Origin of the sequence: Amycolatopsis sp. M39 (assembly GCF_001651785.1) — a bacterium.
GTDB classification, from domain to species: domain Bacteria; phylum Actinomycetota; class Actinomycetes; order Mycobacteriales; family Pseudonocardiaceae; genus Amycolatopsis; species Amycolatopsis rubida.
The window spans coordinates 237,784-258,534 of sequence record NZ_LWSF01000018.1 but is presented as its reverse complement, the minus strand read 5'-3'; the positions used below and the strand labels follow the sequence as shown (position 1 = coordinate 258,534).

The window sequence follows — 20,751 nt, the reverse complement described above, 5'->3', positions numbered from 1 at the left end:
GGCCGACCCCGCAGCCACGCCAGCACCGAGGCACGATCCGGGGCGCCCGGCAGATGGGCGCTCCAGCCGACAAGCACTATTTCGCCGCCTCGCACCGGTGGAGCCGACCGCCGTGCACTGCCGCCCTGCTCTGCCGCCGCCCGGTCGGTCACCAGCAGATGCCCGTTTGTGCCACCGAAGCCGAATGCCGAGATTCCGACCGTGCGGGGCGACCCGGGACGCGCCGGGAACGGGACGCAACCGCCGGCCGGGATGTCCAGCGGGCCGTCGGCGACGTCCGGATGCGCTCGCTCGAGCCCGAACTGCGCCGGGATTCGTTCGTGCCGGAGGGCGAGGAGACCGTGGATGAGCGAGACGGTTCCCGCTGCCCACCCGGTGTGGCCGACGACCGATTTGCTGGAACTGCAGAGCAGCCGCCCGCCGGAGGAGAGCGACCCCAGCGCTGCCAGTTCCGCCTGGTCGCCGGCGGCGGTGCCGGTGGCGTGGGCGACGACCCAGTCCACCTCGTCCGCCCCGAGCCCGTTCACGGCCCGTGCTCGGGCGATGGTCAGCCGCTGCCCGTCCGGATTGGGCGCGGCGATGGACTTTCCCTTCCCGTCGGCGGCCGCGCCGAAGCCGGCCAGGATCCCGAGCACCGGGTCGCCGTCGGCCAGCGCGTCGGCGTATCGCTTGAGCGCCACCACCCCGGCGCCGTCGCTGAACAGAGTCCCGTCCGCCGCAGTGTCGAACGACCGCACACGTCCGTCCGGCGCGAGCCCGCGAAGCTTCGCGAACATCACCGTCGCGGTCGGGTCGAGTGCGTGCGTCCCGCCGCAATAGGCGACGTCGCAGGTACTGTCCAGCAAAGCCTTGACTCCGAGATCGACTGCGTACAGCGACGACGAACAGGCCGTATCGACGACCATCGCGTCGGCCAGCCGGACGCCGAGCCCGGCGGTCGCCCGGTCGAGCATCTCCTCGGGAAGGGCGGGAACTCCGGCACGCCCCCGGGGGTAGCGCCGGAGCAGCCATTCCCGGACCAGGGCCGCTTCTCCCGGCGCGACTCTGGCCGCCTCCGCGGCGATCGACTCGGCGACGATCCGCTCGGCGAGACTCTGACTGCCGCCGGGCCAGGCTCCGACGTACACCGCGCACCGGCGCGTCTCGTCGACCGCGATCCCTTCGCCTGCTTGCAGGATGCTGTGCCGCAGCCACCGGGTCGCCTCGTCCGGGATCACTCCGTGCTCGTCCTCTTCTTCCCGCAGCCGCCGATGCGGGAGGAAGCCGTGGAGGTAGCCCGCGACGCGGGAATACGTCCGGTCCGGGGCGTCCGGGTCGGCCGCCCAGAAGTTCTCGATGGCGAACCGCTGCCCGGGCTCGGTGAACATGGCCGAAGGACGGCGCAGCAGATCCCAGAATTCCTCCGGGCTGCTGGCCCCCGGCACCGCGAGCCCGGCACCGACCACAGCGACGGCCTGCGCCGGATCGTCCGCGTCAGATCCGGCGCCGGACGCGGCAATCGGCGACGCGTCGGCGTCGTCCCGGCGATACGCCTGCGCGCGCCTCGGGCTGCCCGGGGCCGAAAGCGCTGCGGAGGCGAGGGTCAGCCCGCCGTCGGCCAGCACCGTCTGCCCGGTGATGAATGACGCTCGGTCGGAGGCGAGGAACAACGCCAGCTCGGCGAGATCGTTTTCGGTCGCGAGTCGTCTGAGCGGGGTCGAAGCGGCCACTGTCGCCGACAACGCCGCGCCGTCGGCGAACTTCGCGGCGGTGGGGCTGTCGACGAGGCTTGCCGATGCGGCGTTGACGCGGATGCCCAGCGGTGCGAGATCGACTGCGAGGTAGCGGGTCAACGCCTCCACCGCGGCTTTCGCGACTCCGCCCGCGGCGTAGCCGGGCATCACCCAGCCCGCGCCGATGGCAGACACGTTGACGATGGCGGCGCCGGGCCTTCCGCGCATCAAGAGCGCGGCCTGCTCGGCACACCATCTGCTGCCGTGCAGGTTGACCTCGATCGCCTTGGCCCAGTCCTCGTCCCGCAGCTCCCCGATGCGGCCGATCCCGCGTGCGGCGTTGTTGAACAGGAGATCGAGCCCGCCATGCCGTTCCCGGATGCCGGCGAACATCGCCGCGACGGATTCCCGCCCGCTTACCGATGCCTTCACCGCTTCCGCGGATCCGCCCAGACCGAGGATCTCGGAGACGGTGTCCTCCGCCGAAGAATCGGAGTGGAAGCAATTGACGATCACGTGTGCGCCGCGCCCGGCGAGCAGCCGGCTGATCGCGCGGCCGACCCCTTTCGCCCCGCCGGTGACGAGCGAGACCTTTCCGGTCAGGTCGCCGGTCACGAGCGTGCTCGAAACGGCTTGCCGAGGTCCTCGACCAGGCCGGCGATCTGCGGCAGTGTTGTGTAGGAGGTCACCCGCGCGCCGCCGGGCAGGTCGTCCAGGCGGTAGCGACGTTGCAGGTGCGCGAACGACTCCGCCTGTTTGATGGAGTCGACCCCCAGGTCCGCCTCGAGGTCGACGTCGTCGCTGAGCAGATCCTCGGGCACGTCGAGCAGGCGCGCGTAGATCGCTCGCAGCTCTCCCAAAAGTTCCGCGCGCGAACCTGGCCACCCCGGCTCTTCGCGGTCCTGGTCCGGAAACGACACGTCCGCGGGCGGCGGGGCGGTGGCCGCGCGGTCATCCTCGTTCGGCGGCGGCTGGGCTGGACCGGCCGCGGCCAGCGGCACACCGCCTTCTCGCAGCGCGGAAACGGCGTCGTCGCGGTCCGCAGGCGCGGTCAGGATGATGGTGCCGGGCGGCAGGCATCGCCGCGCCACTGGGGTCAGGACGCTCGCATTTCCGACTTCGACGAACGCGCGGCCGCCGTCGCGGTGCACTCGCAGCAGACCGTCGTAGAACCGCACGGGCCGGGCGAGATGGCTTGTGAGAAGCGACCGGATGTCCTCGATCGAATCGATGTAGTGCCCGAGAATGCACGAGTACACCGGAATCTGCGGCAGCGAGAGGTCGATGTGATCCATGAGATCTTCGATCGCGGCGGCGTGCCCCCGCATCAAGCGGCTGTGGAACGGATACGCGGCGGGAAGCCGAGCGAAGGAAACGTCGATCGCACGTGCGACCCGTTCCAGTTCCGCGAGCGAACGTTCGCCGCCGGAAATGACGCACTGCTCTGGCCCGTTGTCGACGGCCACCGTCAGGCCGCGCCGGTCGACATAACCGGCGAGGTGCTCGGCGCGTCGCGCGTCGATCGCGAGCGCGGCCATGCCGCCGGCCGGCCGCGTCTCCCGCAGTGCGCGCGCCCTGGCACCCGCCAGCCGTGCGGCGTCCGCCACCGAGAGCGCCCCGGACACGGTCAGCGCCGCCAGTTCTCCGAAACTGTGTCCCAGCAGAATATCCGCCCGCAGGCCGATTTCGTGCAGTACGCGGTCATTGGCGATCGCGCTCGCGAACAGCACGAGATCGAGCCGCTCCGTGCGTTCCCGCACCAATTCGCCAAGTGACGGAGAAGCCGGATCGGTCAGCAAAGACGACACCGGCGGGAGACCGCTTCCGCGGCTCACCGAATCGATGAGCGCAAGCTGAGCCCCAGCCGATGGCACACCGTCGATCAGCGTATGCAGCGCGCCGGGAACGTACCCTCCCTGACCGGGGAAAAGCAGCACAGTGTCGGGTCGCATCGAAACCTTCCCTCGCCATCCGCAGGAGTCTCCCAGCGGGTCTGCTGCCCGGAGCGTCATCGATCCCGTAGCACCACGGAAAATCCGTTCGCTCGCAGGTGCTTCCGCGGCCTCAGGCCCAGCGGCACGAGCGACTTTCAGCGAAATCTCCGCAAGCCGGACTCCGGCCCGATCGGGACTTCTCGCCGGCAAACTGCTTCAGGTCCTTTGCGGGCACGTCGCCGATCGAATTCCGCCTTCAGCTTCGCGTGGGTCCCGGGCCGCGACAAGCCGATGTTCCGTGTGATGGAACATGTCCCAGCCAGGACAGCGCCGTCTTGTCCTCGCCGGACCGGTGCCACGGGCGGCGGTCGAGGCGATCGGGATCGGCGGGCACCGGTTTTTCCTTTTCACCCGGCCGACCGCGGCACCTTGGCTGGAGTAGCCGCAGACCTGCCGGTGAGCGGAGCCCAGGCCCACGACACCACGTCGTCCGGAGCGACCAATTCACTGCGCGGCGAAATGGTCAGTCGATGCACCTTAACGCTCGGGTTCGTCCCGGTGCCGCCTTCAATCAGGCGACCGATCCCTCATTCCCCGCGGACAACAGCCAACAGACCGGTGGTTCCGGGCTGAGCGTTCAACATTGCGCGACTTTCAACAAGAGATCGGCGGATGCCTGCTTGCGGCAGGTCGGTGCGGGCGATGTACTGGATTCAGCCCATCGGAGAGCGCGCGAACGAACCGCCGGTTTCCGGAGGGCCGGGCACGATCACGGCCAGCTCGTCTCGGTGGAAGGCGGTTGCTGTGGAAGCCAAGCGGGTCTCCAGGTCGCCGCGGTTGGCGGAGTCGTTCCTTGGCGGATCGGCAGCCAACCCGCGGGAGAAGATCACTGGCATATCCGAGGATCGCTTCTCGGCCGTGGACGGCGAAGGATGATGGCGAGTTCGTTCAACGTGGCGCTGTATCCGCCTGGAGGAGCTGCGCCGGATCGACGGCGGACGACCGATCGATCCAGCCAGTGAGCGGGAGCAGGTTGTCATGAGATCAGCCGGACTCTCGCGAGAGAGGGGCACGTCGACGCCCGGACCTATGGTTGCTCCTGTACTCGGGTACGGGGCACCCGCCGAGAACCCCGTCGTGATCGGCCGTTGTCACGGTAGCAATCCCTTCGCAGGTGTTCCGCGGATGCTGCCGGAAGAGGAAAGCGTCCGAAGCCCGAACGGATGACCGCGATTCGCCGGGGATGATCCTGTGGAGGTGGAGGTGGAGTCCGTGGCCGAGGAGGACCATGCGGTCGTGATCGGCGGGAGCATGGCCGGTCTGCTGGCCGCTCGGGCGCTGGCCGACCGGTTCAAGCGAGTGACCGTTGTCGAGCGCGACCAGGCGCCGGCGCGGCAACCGGCGTTCCGGCGGGGTGTTCCCCATTCCCGGCATGTGCATATCTTCTGGCACCGTGGCTTGCGGGCGCTGGAAACATTGCTTCCCGGGGCCTGTGCCGAACTGCTTGAGAGCGGGGCGAGGATCCTCGATGCGCCGGCGGACGTTGCCTGGCACGGCCCGTTCGGCAGGTTTCCCCGGATCCGAGCTGCGCGCTTTCTCAGCAGCAGTCGTGAACTGATCGATGCGGTGGTCCGGCGCAGAGTGGCAGCACACCCAGGGGTGCGGTTGTGGTACGGACGCGAGGTCGTGGGGCTTCACGCGGAACATGACGGCCGCTCGGTCCGGGGCGTGGAGGTCAGGAATCGGGGTGCCGGGGGAGGACATGCCGGCGAACCACTGGAAGCGGGATTCGTCATCGATGCTACCGGGCGAGGTTCGCGTGCATCGGAATGGCTGCGCGGCGCGGGCTGTGCTGTGCCGGGAAAGATTCGTTATGAATCTCATTTCGGTTACGCCAGCCGCTACTATTCGCCGCCGGAGGACATCGAATCGGAGTGGAACGGGCTGTACATCCAAGCGAGCAGCCAAGACCCGCATGCGGGTGCGATCATGCCGATCGACGGCGGACGTTGGATAGCCACTCTCGGCGGGGTCGCCAACCATGCCCCTCCGTCCGATGAGGACAGCTTTCTCGAGTTCGCGCGCAACCTGGGAAGCCCAGCCATGTACGAGGCGCTTGTCTGCGCGACACCGCTGTCGACGCCAGTCGGATTTCGCAATATGGCCAATGAGCGGTACGACTACAGTCGTCGGGCACGCTGGCCAGCGGGGTTCGCTGTCGTCGGCGACGCCTTGTGCTGTTTCAACCCGGTGTACGGGCAGGGCTTGACCACGGCGGCGCTCTCCGCGGTGGAGTTGTCGCGGGTCGTCCGTGCGGGAGGTCCACGCGAGAGGAGGAGATTGTCTCGCGCCATTCAGCGGGCTGTCGCGGCGCCGACTGCGGTTCCCTGGTTGATCGCCACGGGCGAGGATTTGCGCTACCCCACTACCGAGGGTCCGCGAGCGCGGTTCGATACCAAGATGCGGCAGCGGTACGTCGCGCACGTCGCCGCCGCCGCGACCGTCGACCCGGTTGTCACGCGGGCATACTTCCGGGTGCTGGCGATGGAGGAGCGGCCGGGGGCGTTGCTGTCGCCGAGGCTGCTGCGGCGCGTGCTGCTGCCCGGTCAGCAGGCCGTCGAAAGGACAAGTTCAGCTGATCGTGACGATTTCTGTGCGGTCGCCCACAACAGAGATGGAGCATGACTGTGGAAGAGTCGTTGCTGTCGAATGTGGCTGGGCCAGTGCCGGACGAATGGTCGATCGCATGGAAAGCACTCGATCCGGAGAGATTCCGGCCGCTGTGCGCGGAAGAGCTTCGTTATGATGACGACTCCGTCCCGGATCCGCTCCGCGGATTCGATCGGTTCGCCGAATGGATTGGCCAGCTCAGGCGAGCTTTCTCGCCCTGGGAGGTGAAAGTGCGTCGCACCTACACCGCAAGCGATGGGGCGGCGGTGGCTCGCTGGTGGCAGATCAGGGCCGTCCACACAGGTTTGTTTGAGCCGCTTGACCTGGAGGCGACAGGCCGTCCGGTCAACCTGGACGCGGCCGAGTTCCTGGAGTGCCGAAACGGCCTCGTGGTTCGGGGGCGCGGCATGTTCAACGCGGTGACGTTGCTGCAGCAGGTCGGTCGCCTGCCAGCCGAATGACCGCACGGTCTTGCGCCGCTGAAAAAGACCGAAGGCTGTCAGCGATTGCTGCTGGGTGCTAGGGCATCGAGACGCGGCGACCGACTGCACAGCCATGCGCGACGAGTCCGACGGACTGGTTGTCGGCGCTCCCAACAGGTGGCCACCGGTGTTTACGTCGCCGGAGCTGGCGGCTCTGGCACGCGACGCCGAACACCGCCGCACCTGGTTGTCCGGCTCGCAGACGGCGGCGAGGTCCGCTCAGGCCCCCGACTATGCAGCTTACACACCCCTCGAAACGCCTCACCTGGCTATCCCGAATGGCTAGGCGAGGCGTTCGTTCCACGCAACCCATGGGCTGCGCTTTCCCTGCGTCGCGCGTGAGATGGAGCAGGGAATCGTTTCCTTTACTCTCGTGCGGGAGATGACTCGGGCGGGATGCTGGCGTTCTTCGGATCGGGAGAGCCCGGGCCGCTGCTGTACTCAGATAATCAACGATCAACGAATCAGAGCACTAGCTCATCTCAGCCAGCTTTGAGGCAGCGTCGAAATTCATGAGTGACGACAGGCAAACAGGTATCCTGGCCGTCAGCCGGTGAGGAGGACCTTGCCATGGCGGTCGTACCTGCGGACGTGCTCCAGTGCTTGTCTGACCTCGTGGAGTCGGTAGGTTGCCGCGATTCGTGGTGTGAATCCCGTTGTGCCGAGTAGGCCGACGGCGTGTTCGGTGAGTTCCGCGCGGGCGTTGGCGGTGAGACGATCGAGGTGGCGGGGCAACCAGAATCCGCGGACGGTGATGTCGGCGAACACGAGTTCGTGCGGCGTGACGTTGATCGCGCCGCCGTCGAGCATCCCGTAGACGATTATCTGGCCACCGGGTCGGACGCAGCGGACCGCGGCGTTGCCGGTGTGCCCGCCCACGGCGTCGAGCGCGCCGTGCAGGCCGAGTCCGCCGGTCACCTCTCGCACTCGGTCGGCGAGCGACTCCGAGGCGAGGTTGACCACAGTTTCCGCGCCAGCGCGGGTGAGTGCGTCGGAGTGACGGGCGTTTCGGACCACGCATACGCAGCGGATACCGTTGCGGTGTGCGAGGTGGAGGACCATTCGCGACAGTGCCGACGCGGCAGCGGTGATCAGCAGCCATTGGCCGGGGCGCAACGCGAGCTGCCGGACCAGCAGGAGGGCAGTGAGGGGATTGATGGTGAGTTGGCAGGCGAGTTCGTCTGCCAGCCAGTCTGGTACTGGGATCGCCTCCTCCTCCGGCACGGCGATGTACTCCTGCCAGGTGCCGATCGCTGAGACCGCCACACGTTGACCCGCGCGCCGGCCCGCGGCCCTGGTCTCCTCGATCGTTCCGGCGCCCTCGAATCCCGGCACGGCGGGCAGGTCTGGCGCGCGCCCGTAGCGCCCTTGGATGAACAGCTCGTCGGACGGGTTGATCGGACGCGCCCGGAGCCTGACCAGGACCTCCCCGTCGTCAGGGTGTGGCCGGGGCCGGTCGACGACGGTGACCACGCACGGTGGTGGGCCGGTGCGGGTGAACACGACGCTGCGCATGGCGAGCTCAGCGCCGCGTCATCCGCGGCTGGCTGTATTCGATGTCGGCGGCCAGCACGGAACCGGAGTGCAGCATCTTGTTCGCGAGCACGAACGTTGCGCCGCCGTCGGTGACGGCCTCCCGGAGGTGCCCAATCGTCTTGGCGCCGCCCGACGCGATGACGGGCAGCCTTGTGGCGCTGGCCATCGCACGAGTGAGGGCATGGTCGAAACCTCGTCCGGTTCCCTCGCGGTCGGCGCCGTTGGCGAGAACCATGCCGACGCCGAGTTTGGACAGTGTGCGTCCGAATGACACGGCGTCGATGCCAGTGGAGGTCCTGCCGCCGTTGATGTAGGCCGTCCACCTCGGGCCGCCGTCCGAGGTTCTGGCGTTGACGGCGCCCATCATCCGCTTGGCACCGAATCGGCCGGCGGCCGCCGCCACGGTTCTCGGGTTGGTGACGACACTGGTGTTGACTGAGACTGCGGCGGCGCCGGCGTCCAGGAGCAGTCCGCAAGACTCAACGGAGGACAGGCGACCGTGGTCCAGTGACACGAAGACGTCCGCCGCCGTGGCGGCCACGCCGGTGATCACCTTCACCGCGTCGTCGAGCTGGTCCCACGGGTCGACGATGTCGAGGAAGACTTGTCGAGCGCCCGCTGAGACGTACGCCGAGACAACCTCGACCGGGTCGAGCGGGTCGGCGAGATCCGGGATGCCAGCGGGATCGGTGCAACGCCCCGTGCTGATGTCCACGCAGGGGACCAATTGGTTGAGCAGGCGCTGTGCACGGTTGACTGACACGGCAATCCTCCCGGTTCGATTGTGGTGCGGCGAGGCGGCGCAGGCGGGGACTGGCGGGTCGATGCGGCGAGCCGCTTCGACGGCGGGCCGGATCGTGTCCTCTCGGCCGCCCCAGCCAGCGGTGTAATGGCTGGCTCAGAAAACCGCCGGAGTGGGCGGCAGCGTGTGAAAGGCGCCCGTGGCCAAGACACGCCGGTGAGGTCGGGAACGATGGGTGCTGTGGCTCTTGAAGACATCGACGCCATATGTCGGCCCGTACCACATGGTCGCCTCTGACCGGCCGCGCCTGGCTGGTCAGGTTGGTGGTCGACCACGCCAGCCTGTCCCGCCCCGTGCGCGCCCTTCCGCGTCGCCGGCGACGTCGCGGAGGCAGGCCAACACGATCTGCGCGGCCAGCGTCCGCGCCGTTGCTGTCGATCAGCCGAAGAGGCTGGCTGGCAGCGCGTACAGCACGTGCTCCTTGGCCTCCGGATCCACCGGTCGGCGCTCGACGATCTCGCCGAAAGGGACACCCCCCGGAAGGCGGCTCCGCCTCCCGGCGCGGGAACAGCCGCAGCGGCTCCCGCGCCGGGCCGTGCCCGATCGACGCGGGACGGCCGCGTCGGGCTCCCAGCAACAGGGGAAGGGAATCCGGGTCCACCATCACGGTGTGGGACGAGCGGACGTCGACTTGGCGCCGCTCGCCGAAGCCCCGTTCGGTCAGCAGGGCTGCGTGCAAGGGCCAGCAGGCGGTGGCGATCTCCTGGGCGCCCAGGTCGAAGGTCCTGATCGAACCGTTGATCTGCCCGGCGACCGACGCGCGCGTTCCCGCCCACACGGTGGCGGGCCTCGACGAGGACCGCATCGCACTCCCCGTCGGCAAGCCATGCGGTGGCGCGGCCCGCCATTCCCGCTCCCACGATGCCGACACGCATGATCGCCACCTCCGTCCTCAGATGATCGAGTGGCGCCTATGCCCAGGACTCGACCGCGGATCGCCAGACCTCTCCGATGTTCGCTTCCAGCAGCCGGGCTGAGAAGACCGCGTCGTCCGGGTCGTCACCGCGTTTGAGGCCGTCGTCCACAACGTCCAGCGCCAGGGACAGCAGCTCATCCTCCGCCGTTCCCTCGTAGTAGCTGATGACCTCCTCCGGCACCGTGAGGGAGGATTCTCGGATGCCTGCCACCAGCTTGAGGCAGTCCCGGAAATACACGGTCATGTCGGTGTGCATGGCCAGTGCCATGCAGGTCTGGCTGCCGCGCGCCGCGATCCACGACGCGCATCCGTTGAACGCGTGGATCCGCGGGTCGGGCACCCGTCGCCGCAGCTGGGCGTCGGTCAATCCGAGCGCGTGCGCGCAGGCTGTCAGCTTGGGCGTGGCGTTGGCGACGAGCTCGGCCAACCGGGTGAAGAGCTGGACAGCGGGCCGGTGGGGATACCTGGCCATTCCCATGCCGTAGAACACCAGCTCGGCCTCGTGCGCCTGGGCTTCGGAGAGGACGAGGCCGCGTAGGTGGTCTACGGTCAGGCGGCCCTTGGCCAACTCGTCCAGGACGGCGTTCCCTACCGGCTTCTCGGCTCGCAGCGCGCTGAGCCGGTCGACGAGTTCGGCCGCCTTCACTTGCGGGGTCATTGTGGTCCCTGCCTTTCGGGTACGGGTTTGATCTGGTCGTTCGCGGGATCGGAGCGCTCCGGGCCTGCGGGTGTGGCTGCCGTCGGATCGCCGCTGGATGGCTTGAGGAGGTTCGCCGCGCTGAGCCCCGCTTGGCGACCCGGCCGCCGATTGGGATCTGCGACGAGATCGCTGTGCAGGGAAGACCTCCCGGCCTGCGGACGGCCGCCGTGGTGCGATCGCGGCCCCATCCGGCAGCGCATCGGCAGAATCCGGACCTCGTGACGCGGCCGGCGGCGGGGCAGGCCGCTGTGCTGGTGGGCTCGGTCCAGGCTTCGATGGAGCCCGTCCTCTGCCATGGTGTGGCCCGTCCTAGCCAGCCGGCCGCCGAATGAAGCCCGATGTGTGGAAATAGTCCAGGTACAGGTCAAGGAGTTCGTCGGTGACCGGCGGGAACGCCACCGTGCTGCCGGCGAGCGCCCTTTCGCTGTTGGCGCGGCTGAAGCGGGGGAAGGCGTGGCGGATATGAAGGTCGTAGACGGTGGGGCGGGTTTTGCCGCGGTAGCCGGGAAAAAGGGGGAGGAACGGGGAGAACGGGTGCTCGGGATGCCGTTCAGCGAAGCGGGCGAACTCCTCCGCCCAGCGGCCATAGGGCAGCTCGCGGATATCGAAACCGGCGTGCCGAATCCGGTCGACCATCGTGGTCAGCAGCGCCGGGCGGGGGTTGGCGAGGTGGTACACCCTCAGGCGCGCCGCGGGGGGCGCCGTCGCGATGTGGATGACGGCGGCGGCCAGCCGGTCGACGGGGACGAGGTCGAGGGGCAGGTCGATATCAGGTGCGAGGCCGGTTTCGGCGATCATCTTGAACATCGCTGGGAGCGCGGTCGCGCTGTTCCAGGCTCCTGTGCCCAGGGCTCCCGCGATTTCGTGCGGGCGGTGGATCGACACAGGGATGCCCACCGACTCCGAAGCCCGCTGAAGAAGCCGCTCGGACACCCATTTGGTCTCCAGGTATCCCATGGAAAGGCGGTCAGGGTGTGGCAGGGGCAGGTCTTCGGTGATGTGCTGGACGCCGGAACTGCCGATGCCGGCGAGGACGCCGATAGTGGAGAGGTAGTGGATGGGTACGCGCCGACGCGCCGCGAGCTCGATCAGCCGCCTCGTCGTGGTCACATTGGCGGACTTGAGGCTTTCGTAGGGGTAGAGGAAGTTCACGTGCGCGGCCGCGTGCACGATCAGGTCCACACATCCCGCCAGTTCCGTGTGTGCCGACTCGCTCAGGCCCAGCCGCGGGTCGGCCAGGTTGGTTGGGAGGGCGCTGACCCGGGCTCCGGGGAATCGTGTTGTGTCTAGCCCGAAGCGGCGGAGGTTGTTCCTGATCCGCCGTCTGGCGTGAACTCTGTCGCGCGCTCTGACCGCGCAGTGGACATGGGCACGCGTCTCAGTCAGCAGCCGCTCCAGTAGGTACGCTCCGACGAAACCGGTCGCCCCGGTCAACAAGACGTGAGACGGGCCGCCCGGATCTGGGGGCGGAGCCGCTGGCGGCCCAGGACACGACAGTCCCAGCCGGGTTTCGCAGTCGAAGTCGACGGCAGGCGGGGAGTCCTGGCGGGTCCCGGCCTCAGCGGCCAGCGCACTGAAACCGCGCAGTGTCGGCCGGTCCAGCATGCCGCGCAGCAGCCCGCTCGCGTGCTCGACGGGGATCCCGAGCGCCGCCTGCGCCCGCAGGACCACCTGCGCGGCCAGCAAGGAGTCTCCGCCAAGTGCGAAGAAGTCGTCGCCGGGCCGTACGTCGGGGACCTTGAGGACATCACTCCACAGGGCGGCGATTGCCGCCATCTCGCCCGGGACGGGCACATCGGTGGCGGTGGAGCGCCGGGGGAGCCGCGTCGTGTCAAGCTTCCCGCGTGGGCTCAGCGGCAAACGGTCGAGCACGGTGATCGCTGCGGGAAGCAGGTGGTCCGGCAGCCGCGCGGCCATCTCGGCGCGGAGGTCGGACCCCGGGGGCATCGTGCCCCCAGCGTGACTCGGCGTCACGTAGGCGACCAGCCGTTTGTGCCCCCCGTCGGCCTCCGCCGTGGCGACTGCCTCGCCGACGGCGGGGTGGGCGCGCAGGGCCGCCTCGACCTCGGTCAGCTCGACGCGGAAACCCCGGATCTTGACCTGCCGGTCCCGTCGTCCGGTGAAGTCGAGAACGCCATCGGGGAGAACTTTGACGTAGTCACCTGTGCGGTAGAGAAGTGTCGGATAGTGGCCGTCGACTGTCTTGCGGACGAACTTCTCGGCGGTGAGGGCGGGGTCGCCGTAGTAGCCAAGCGCAAGCCCCTGTCCTCCGACATAGAGCTCCCCTGTCTCGCCGACGTCCGCGACAGTCCCGTCACTGCGCAGAACGACACACGAGGACCCGTTGATCGCCCGACCGATAGGCACGCTCGCGGCACCCTCGGGTACGTCCTCGATGAGATACGCGGTGGAGATCACCGTGTTCTCCGTTGGCCCGTAACCGTTGACCAGGCGGCCCGGGGCCCCTGTCCGCAGGACTCGCCTGCACATGTCAGGATCGAGCCTGTCACCGCCGACCACGACCTGCCCGACGCCCTCAAGCGTGCCCGGGTGGGTGCGCGCCAGCTGATGGAAAAGGGCCGTGGCTAAGAACAAGACCGTGATGCCAGTGCTGTTGATGAATTCGCGGAGCGCCGGTGGTGACAGGAGAGTCTCGGGACCGATCAGCACGGCGCGGGCGCCGTTGAGCAGCGCGGCCCAGATCTCGACGGTCGACGCGTCGAATGCCAGGGGCGCCCCCGCCATCACCCTGTCGTCCGGATCGAAGGTGGCGTAGTCGGCGTCAATCACTAGGCGGAGGATGGCGCGATGAGGCACCAGAACGGGCTTCGCCCGGCCGGTCGAGCCTGAAGTGAACATGATGCATGCGGGATCGTCGCCCCCGGTCCGTACATCCTCGACACGGCTGACCGTCTCCGATGGCGGCGGCTGAGGCATCACCGCGCGCAGGCCTTTGATCCCGCACGTGACCTCCGCTGGCGCGATCACCACGCTCACGTCTGCGTCTTCGGCCATCCTCTGCAGCCGCTGGCGCGGACAGGCAGGGTCCAACGGCACGTAGACAGCGCCCGCGTACAAGACGCCGACCATAGCTACCAGGGCATCCAGACACCGGGGGTGAAGTAACGCCACCCGATCCCCCGGCTCCACCCCTATCCGCCGGAGCCGCTCGGCGACGACTGCTGCCCGACGGGCGAGCTCACCGTATGTCAGGTAGTCAGCGCCGTCTTGTGCCGCTACTGCGCTGGGACGCGCCGCGGCCCATCGAACAAAGGATTCCACGACGCTACCGGCCTGCAAGCCGTCCGCTCCAAGGACTTGCCGAGCATGTTCCGATCCTGCGCCCGGCCCGGTCAAAATCGATCTTCTCCCCATTTCCGTTCCCTTGCTACTTTCCCGATCCTGTCGCTGACTTCGCGGAGTCCGCGGAAGTGGAGGCTGCATCTCGTAGAAATCCCGAACTTCGCCGTATTTACCGTCCCTTTCCGGCTATGCTTGATGCCTGCGCCGCCGCAAGACCGCCGGACGGTGAAAATCTCGATCTTCGATCCTGCAATTGTCGATTCCCGGAAGGTGGTTTTCCAGGTGATTCGCTTCGCGAGAAGTTGATTATCTGAGGGCGTTAACCGGACGGGGGCCGGGTGGTTCCCGGGTCGCGCGCGTTGTCGCGGTGGCTACGTCGACCCGGTTGTCGCCTCAGGTCCGCCTTCCCGTCGTGCTGGCACGGCACGACGGGAAGGCGTTTTGCTGTTTCGAAACACTCATCGATCGCCTTCGCCGCGGGCTGCCGGGCGGACTCACGCGCCCAGTTTTTGTGTCGTCGCGCGGATCGTTCGCCTGCTCGCTAGGTTCGTCGACGAGCGTCCGCGACCGGTTCTCGTCGACCGTCCAGTCGACCTCGCCGGGGTCCTCCGTCCGTGTTCGGCGGTTAACGGCTCAATACCACCTTCAGCGCACCGGTTTCGGCTGCCCGTTCGAACAAGTCGTACGCCGCTTCCATTTCAGGCAACGCGAAGCGGTGGGTAACGAACTGACTCGGATCCAGCCGGCCTGCGACCGACATCGCCAGCAGCGCGGGTGTGGTGGAGGTGTCGACCAGCCCTGTTGTGATGGTGATGTTGCGAGCCCAGAGCTGTTGCAGGTGCAGCGCGGCGGACTCGCCATGCACGCCGATGTTGGCCACGCGGCCCCCCGGTCGCACCAGCCGGGTGCACAGTTCGAACGTCTCCGGGGCGCCGACAGCTTCGACTGCGACGTCCGCGCCGAGCCCGCCGGTCAACTCCGCGACAGCCGCGACCGGGTCGTCGGCGGCGCTGAGCACGATGTCCGCACCGAACCGCTTGGCCGCCGCCAAGCGGCCCGACGACCGGCCGACCGCGATGATGAGGCCGGGGGTGAACAGCCGGGCGGTGGTGATCACCGCGAGCCCGATCGGGCCCGGTCCCACCACCACAACGGCTTGGCCCGGCTGCACTGCGCCGTTGCGCACCCCAGTTTCGAAGGCGGTGGGCAGGATGTCGGACATCATGACCGCATCCTCGTCGGTGACGCTGTCCGGCAGTACGTGCGTGGACCAATCGGCGAACGGAACCCGCACGTACTCGGCGTGCGTGCCGTCCACGCGGTGCCCCAGCATCCAGCCGCCGCCGCCCAGGCACTGACTGTAAATGCTTGCGCGGCAGTACCTGCACCGGCCGCATGCGCTGATGCACGACACCAGCACGCGGTGGCCCGGCTCGAGGCCGGTGACGGCCTGCCCGACCTGCTCCACGATCCCGACCGCCTCGTGTCCCAGCACCCGCCCGGGCTCGACCTGCGGCACGTCGCCCCGCAGGATGTGCAGGTCGGTGCCGCATATCGTCGTCGCCGTGATCCGCACGACGGCGTCGGTCGGATCGACCAAAGCCGCATCCGGGACCTCGGCCCACTCGCGCCTCCCGGAACCTCGGTACACCAGTGCTTTCATTAGCCCTCCGTGCTTTCGACCTTCTTTGCGGCTGCCCCGGGAACACAGTGCGCTTATCCGCTTCACGGGATAGAAAATGGCAGTATTGCGGAATTGATCATCGGCTGCTCCTGGGTGAGACCAGCATCGAAAACCGGGACGGTGTCCGCGAGAAATCGTAATGGAGCGACCGAATTCGACACGTTGTTTACCGTCGGTCCGCGAGGTTTTCGACGTCTCGAACGGGGTGTGTCAACCGATCCTTGCATGAAGGCCGAGTACAGGTCGAGTTCCGCTGCGGCTGAATCTGTTTAACCTTGCGACGCGTTGACCGGACTGGCTGTCGCCGAATCCGGCGCGCCTCGCGCTTGATCGACTGGAGTGCCCGCTGACCGGAGGCATTGTTGAGATTTCGCCGACATCTCGGTTGCGTCCGGGTTCATTCGCTGGGTTCGAGCAGTCCGCGCTGTCGAGTCGCCCGGGAAGTCGAAGATTGGCCGACTCCGGGTGGCACCGGACCTTCGCCGTCGGGTGAACCCCGTTGCTCTCCGTGCCGGGCGGTGCAAGGGAGGAGATGCCGACTGGCGCGGACGCCGAGGCAGGGGCGACGAGGACTTCCGCTCCCCGAGCGACGGCTGTGCGTTCTGCCGTTACTTCATGGACTTGGTGAAGACGGGGCTGGGCGGCAATACGAACCCGTACCGGATCGCCGACCTGCCCGCTTGCATGAAGGGCGAGCGCTATGAGTTCGTGAATGAGTACGGAACCGCAGTGCGAAAGCTGCTGGTGGCGGGTGTGCCCGCGCGGCTGCCTCGGGGTCTGTCCCGCACCGGCAGGTGCGGCGTCCGGGCCACGCCGGGCGAGCGGGATGTCGGAGCGCTGCGGTTCGCCGGGACAGGGGAGGTCGGGGTCGGGTTCGGTGATGGTCACGGCTGACCGCGATAAAGTCGTTCGATGCCCACCGCGGTCCCGCGATGTTGTTCCCGGTCCAGGGATCTCGCGAGGCGATCGGCCACCGTGCCCAGCCGGTGGCGAGGCCGCAGACGACCGGCGCGTCGCCCTGTTCGATGGCGACAGCGGGGCTCACGAAGTGTCCCGAGTGCTTGCAGCACCACCAGCCGTGCGCACCGCGTTGTGGGCGGTGAACTGTTCGGGTGCCAGATGACCGCTGTGCGCAAAGATTTCTCCAGCGGTGGATCAGCCGAGCGCGACGGTGTTCCAGCAGGAGTGCAGAGCGGACTCCACACGGCGCGAGGCATCGGTGATCGAGGAGATGTCTTCTCCTTGGTCGATCGCGTGCTCGATGATGTCGGCGCAGGTCCGGAGGATGTCGGGCGGGGCCTCGCGGTAGTGGCCGAGGTATTCGACGACGGCTTCCGGGGCGATTCCGGTGCGGTGCAGCGCGGTCGAGAGTTCGGCGCAGAACGCGCACCACACGATGAGGTCGTTGCGCAGGGCCGAGGCCGCGGCCCCGGCGTCCGCCTCGTCCGAGAGCCAGGTCAGGAACGCGACGAAGTCGGCGGTGCCCGGGGGAATCGGATCCGGAGCGTCGATCGCCAGGGATTCGGCCGCGGCGCGCAAGAGCGGGCGGGCAGCTGCGACGATCTTCGCCACTTCGGCGAAGAGGGTGCCTGCCGGGGTGCCGTGAAAGCGGCGGCTCAGTCGCGTGAACGTGGCCACCTCCACGGGGTGCGAACTCAGTTCGGCCGCGATCAGCCGGTTCAGGTGTTCCCCGGCGAGCGCGTCGTCGCGGATCAGCGCGTACAGCGGGGCGGCGCGGATGAGGTCGGCGGTGTCCGGCTGGAGTCGCCTGACCAGTCTCGCGGTCTGGTCGCCCGCTGGCTCGGCGATGTCCGCGGCCGGGGACGTCGCGGACGGCGAGGGCGGGGTGAGGAATCCGGAGTCGGTGAAGTAGCCGAGGTACTTGTCGATGAGGTCCGCGTCGACGGGCGGGAGGTCGAGCCCGGCGCCGGCGGTGGCGCGTTCGGTGTTGGTCCGGCTGAATTCCGGGAAGGTCCCGGCGAAGTACATCTCCTTGACGGTGATCGGGGCGTCCGCGGCCTTGTCGTTGAACATCGGCATGAACGGGGTCATCGGGTGGTGCGGATCGGCCGCGGTCAACGCGGTGACGTGCGCGGTCCAGGCGTCGTAGGGAACGGTGCGGACCGGGTAGCCGAGCGCTCGCAGCCGGTCGACGAGCAGTCCCAGCCGGGCGTCGTGCGGGTTGGCGATGTTGTAGCTGCGGCCGTCGGGCTGTTGAGTGCGCAGAATGCCGACGATCGCGTCAGCGGTGTAGTCGACGGGCACGAAGTCCAGGGGCAGTTCGACGTCCGGGGCGAGGCCGGTCTCGGCGATGGTGCGGAACCACGCGCACATCAGGGTGTCGGTGTTCCAGATCCCGCGGTCGCGGGTGCCGGTGATCTCGTAGGGCCGGTAGACGCTGACGGGCATGCCGCGGCGGCCGGCGTTGTGGACCAGTTCCTCGGCGACCCATTTGGATTCGGCGTAGCCGAGCGAGATGCGTTCGGGGAAGTCCAGCGGCCGGTCTTCGGTCAGGTACCGGATGTCCGCGGTGCCGAACCCGACGAGCGAAATGATGGTGGAGACGTGGTGGAACGGCTTGAGACGACGCCGGGTCGCGAGTTCGAGCAGGGTCCGCACGCCGCCGACGTTGGTGGCGCTCAGCGCGGCGTAAGGGTACGCGAAGTTGATCAGCGATCCGTTGTGCAGGACCGCGTCGACGACATCGGCCAAGTGCTCGAACGCGGTGTGGTCCAGTCCGAGGCGGGGCAGGGAGATGTCTCCGACGACCGGGACCACATGGTCGCGGACCTTGTCGTAGTCCAGGCCGTAGCGGCGCATCCTGGTTGCCAGCCGGTACCGCACGTGCGCCGCGTCGCGGGCCCGCACGAGACAGTGCACTTCGGAGACCCCGGCGGCGACGAGGCGGTCGAGAAGAAAGACGCCCAGGAAACCGGTGGAACCGGTCAGCAGTACCCGTGCGGGCGCCAGCGGGTCGCTCGGCTGCGGGGCGTCGAAACGCAGGCCTTCCGGCAGTGTCGCTTCGCGGCGGAAGTCGATCGCGTGCTGGGGCGGGGAGACCCGGATGCCGGACAGCGCGGCTCGGAGCCGTTCGCTGAACTGGGCCAGGGTGGCGTTGCCGAGCAGGGCGCGGATCAGCACTCCGGTATGGCGAGCGCTGAGCCCGGTTCGGCCCCCGGCCGCTGCCGCGACCTGCGCCGCTTGGAGCGACTGCCCGCCGAGCGCGAAGAAGTCGTCGGTGCGCTCGATCACGGGGACACCGAGGACCTGCCGCCAGACTTCGGCGACTGTGCTCTCGATGCCCTCCCTCGGTCCTTCGCCGGACATCGGCACAGTCCGCGCGTCGATCGTCGCTAGTGCCTCCCAGTCGATCTTGCCGTGGGTGTTCACCGGCATGGCGTCGATGACCCGGATCTCGCGGGGCACCATGAACACCGGCACCCGATCCCTGAGGTAGCGGCGCAGCACCATCGGAAGCGAGCGCTCTTCGTCGGCGTCGGTCGTGATCCAGCCGACCAGGTAGCCCTCGTGTCCTTCCTGGGCCAGTACGTCGACCGCGGCGGCCTTGACCCGCGGATGGCTGGCGAGGGCGAGTTCGATCTCCCGGAGTTCCACCCGGTATCCGCTCAGCTTGACCTGACGGTCGCGGCGTCCCCGGAACTCGATCACGCCGTCCGCCCGCCAGCGCGCCATGTCGCCCGTGCGATACAGCCGCCCGCTGCCGCCCGAGAACCGNGAGAACCGATCGGGGACGAACCGCTCCGCGGTCAGCTCGTCGAGGTGGAGGTACTCCAGGGCGAGGCCGTCACCGCCGACCCACAACTCGCCTTCCTCCCCGACGTCGGCGAGCGAACCGTCCTTCCGCACCACGTACGCGGTCGAGTTCGAGATCGGACGGCCGATGGGAACCGATTCCGCCTCCTGCGGCAACTCGTCGATCACGTACGCGGTGCACAGCACGGAACCCTCCGTCGGCCCGTAGCCGTCGATCAGTTGCCCTGGCCGCCCGTGCTCCAGCACCGCGCGCACCGCGGCCGGGCTGAGCGCGTCCCCGCCGGCAACGAGACAGCGCAGGGTACGGAACATCGAGGGGCGCTGCGCGGCCATCTGCTCGAAGAGCGCGGCCCCCAGCCACATCACGCTCACCTGCTCGCGGACCAGCAACGACCCGAGCGCCTCGGCCGAGAGCACCGTCTCGCGATCCGGCACCACCAGCCGAGCACCGTTGAGCAGCGCACCGAACAGTTCGAAAACCGATAGATCGAAGGTCAGGTTGACGGTCCCGCAGACAGTGTCGTCCGGGCCGAAACCGACCAGGTCGCTGTTCAGGACCAGCCGGGCGATGGCCCGGTGGGGGACGACCACTCCTTTGGGCCGACCCGTCGTTCCCGATGTGTACAGCACGTACGCGGGGTCTTCTCCGGAGACCCTGGGCATCGGCGGTGCAGGAGCGTCCGCGTCGATTTCGTCGATATCCACCACCGTCGTGCCCGCCGTCAGCCGGCGCGTGCTGCCGGACGGGGCGATCACGACCTCGCACCCGGCATCGGAGAGGATCGCCTCGGCCCGTTCCGCCGGGCTCTCCGGATCCACCGGAACGAATCGGCCGCCCGCCCGCAGAACCCCCAAAACGGCGAGATACCCGGACACCGAACGCCTCAGCATCACGGCCACCGAATCGCCCCTGCGCACCCCGGCGCCGGCGAGTGCCGCGGCCACGGCCCCCACCCGGCGGTGCAACTCGGAATAGGTGATGTCCTCGCCCGATTCGGGCGACAGTGCCACGGTGCCCCCTCTGGCCAACGCTTGTTCTGCCAGCAGCTCGTGGGCGGGCTTCCGCGGGTAGTCGGTGGCAGTATCGTTCCATTCCCGAACTGATTCGAGATGGTGCTCGCGTTCGGTTCCCATGTCTCTCCTCCTCGTGATCGGGCCGACGTGGCACGGCCGTACCCCCTGACTCGCAGCTGGCGCGAACTCGCGGATGCGGAACTGCTGTCGTCGTGAACGGCCGT

11 protein-coding genes and 1 pseudogene are annotated in these 20,751 nt (G+C 68.4%); 3 read left to right on the top strand and 9 right to left on the bottom strand.

What is annotated here, in order from left to right; genetic code table 11:
• A partial coding sequence (locus A4R44_RS49395; RefSeq protein ID WP_198545493.1) for an SDR family oxidoreductase occupies nt 1-2,327 on the bottom strand: 2,327 nt, incomplete at its 3' end.
• On the bottom strand, nt 2,324-3,664 hold the full coding sequence (locus A4R44_RS31025) for an acyltransferase domain-containing protein (RefSeq protein ID WP_067588581.1): 1,341 nt from the start codon (nt 3,662-3,664) through the stop codon (nt 2,324-2,326). The genes A4R44_RS49395 and A4R44_RS31025, both read right to left, overlap by 4 nt.
• Nucleotides 3,665-4,918: 1,254 nt before the next feature.
• Here A4R44_RS31025 and A4R44_RS31015 point away from each other — a divergent pair.
• On the top strand, nt 4,919-6,331 hold the full coding sequence (locus A4R44_RS31015; RefSeq protein WP_157905049.1) for an NAD(P)/FAD-dependent oxidoreductase: 1,413 nt from the start codon (nt 4,919-4,921) through the stop codon (nt 6,329-6,331).
• Entirely contained in the window at nt 6,328-6,777 is a 450-nt protein-coding gene (locus A4R44_RS31010; protein WP_095213735.1) for an ester cyclase, read from the top strand. The genes A4R44_RS31015 and A4R44_RS31010 overlap by 4 nt, the downstream gene beginning before the upstream one ends.
• Before the next feature lie 567 nt (nt 6,778-7,344).
• Here A4R44_RS31010 and A4R44_RS31005 read toward each other — a convergent pair.
• From A4R44_RS31005 to A4R44_RS30985, 6 genes and pseudogenes are all read right to left on the bottom strand, one after another.
• On the bottom strand, nt 7,345-8,313 hold the full coding sequence (locus A4R44_RS31005; RefSeq protein WP_067588572.1) for a zinc-dependent alcohol dehydrogenase family protein: 969 nt from the start codon (nt 8,311-8,313) through the stop codon (nt 7,345-7,347).
• A 7-nt stretch (nt 8,314-8,320) separates the two neighbouring features.
• Nucleotides 8,321-9,097 (bottom strand): HisA/HisF-related TIM barrel protein, encoded by a 777-nt coding sequence (locus tag A4R44_RS31000; protein ID WP_157905048.1) that lies wholly within the window; start codon nt 9,095-9,097, stop codon nt 8,321-8,323.
• 779 nt (nt 9,098-9,876) lie between these two features.
• Nucleotides 9,877-10,011 (bottom strand): annotated as a pseudogene (locus A4R44_RS52685) (NAD(P)-binding protein); the annotation flags it as partial.
• 36 nt (nt 10,012-10,047) lie between these two features.
• Nucleotides 10,048-10,710 (bottom strand): hypothetical protein, encoded by a 663-nt coding sequence (locus A4R44_RS30995; RefSeq protein WP_067588570.1) that lies wholly within the window; start codon nt 10,708-10,710, stop codon nt 10,048-10,050.
• A gap of 351 nt (nt 10,711-11,061) precedes the next feature.
• Nucleotides 11,062-14,127 carry an amino acid adenylation domain-containing protein gene (locus A4R44_RS30990; protein WP_232791856.1) on the bottom strand — a complete coding sequence of 1,022 codons (3,066 nt, stop codon included), beginning with the start codon at nt 14,125-14,127 and terminating at the stop codon, nt 11,062-11,064.
• Between the two features lie 553 nt (nt 14,128-14,680).
• Nucleotides 14,681-15,655, bottom strand: coding sequence for an alcohol dehydrogenase catalytic domain-containing protein (locus A4R44_RS30985; RefSeq protein WP_369805962.1), 975 nt, complete (start codon nt 15,653-15,655; stop codon nt 14,681-14,683).
• Between the two features lie 699 nt (nt 15,656-16,354).
• Between A4R44_RS30985 and A4R44_RS30980 the strand changes: the two genes are divergently transcribed.
• A complete protein-coding gene (locus tag A4R44_RS30980) occupies nt 16,355-16,633 on the top strand; it encodes a hypothetical protein (RefSeq protein WP_067588567.1) in 279 nt (92 codons plus the stop codon).
• Nucleotides 16,634-16,894: 261 nt separating this feature from the next.
• Here A4R44_RS30980 and A4R44_RS30975 read toward each other — a convergent pair whose 3' ends face one another.
• Nucleotides 16,895-20,647: an amino acid adenylation domain-containing protein gene (locus tag A4R44_RS30975; protein WP_067588565.1), complete on the bottom strand. Its 3,753-nt coding sequence runs from the start codon at nt 20,645-20,647 to the stop codon at nt 16,895-16,897.
• Nucleotides 20,648-20,751: the final 104 nt, after the last annotated feature.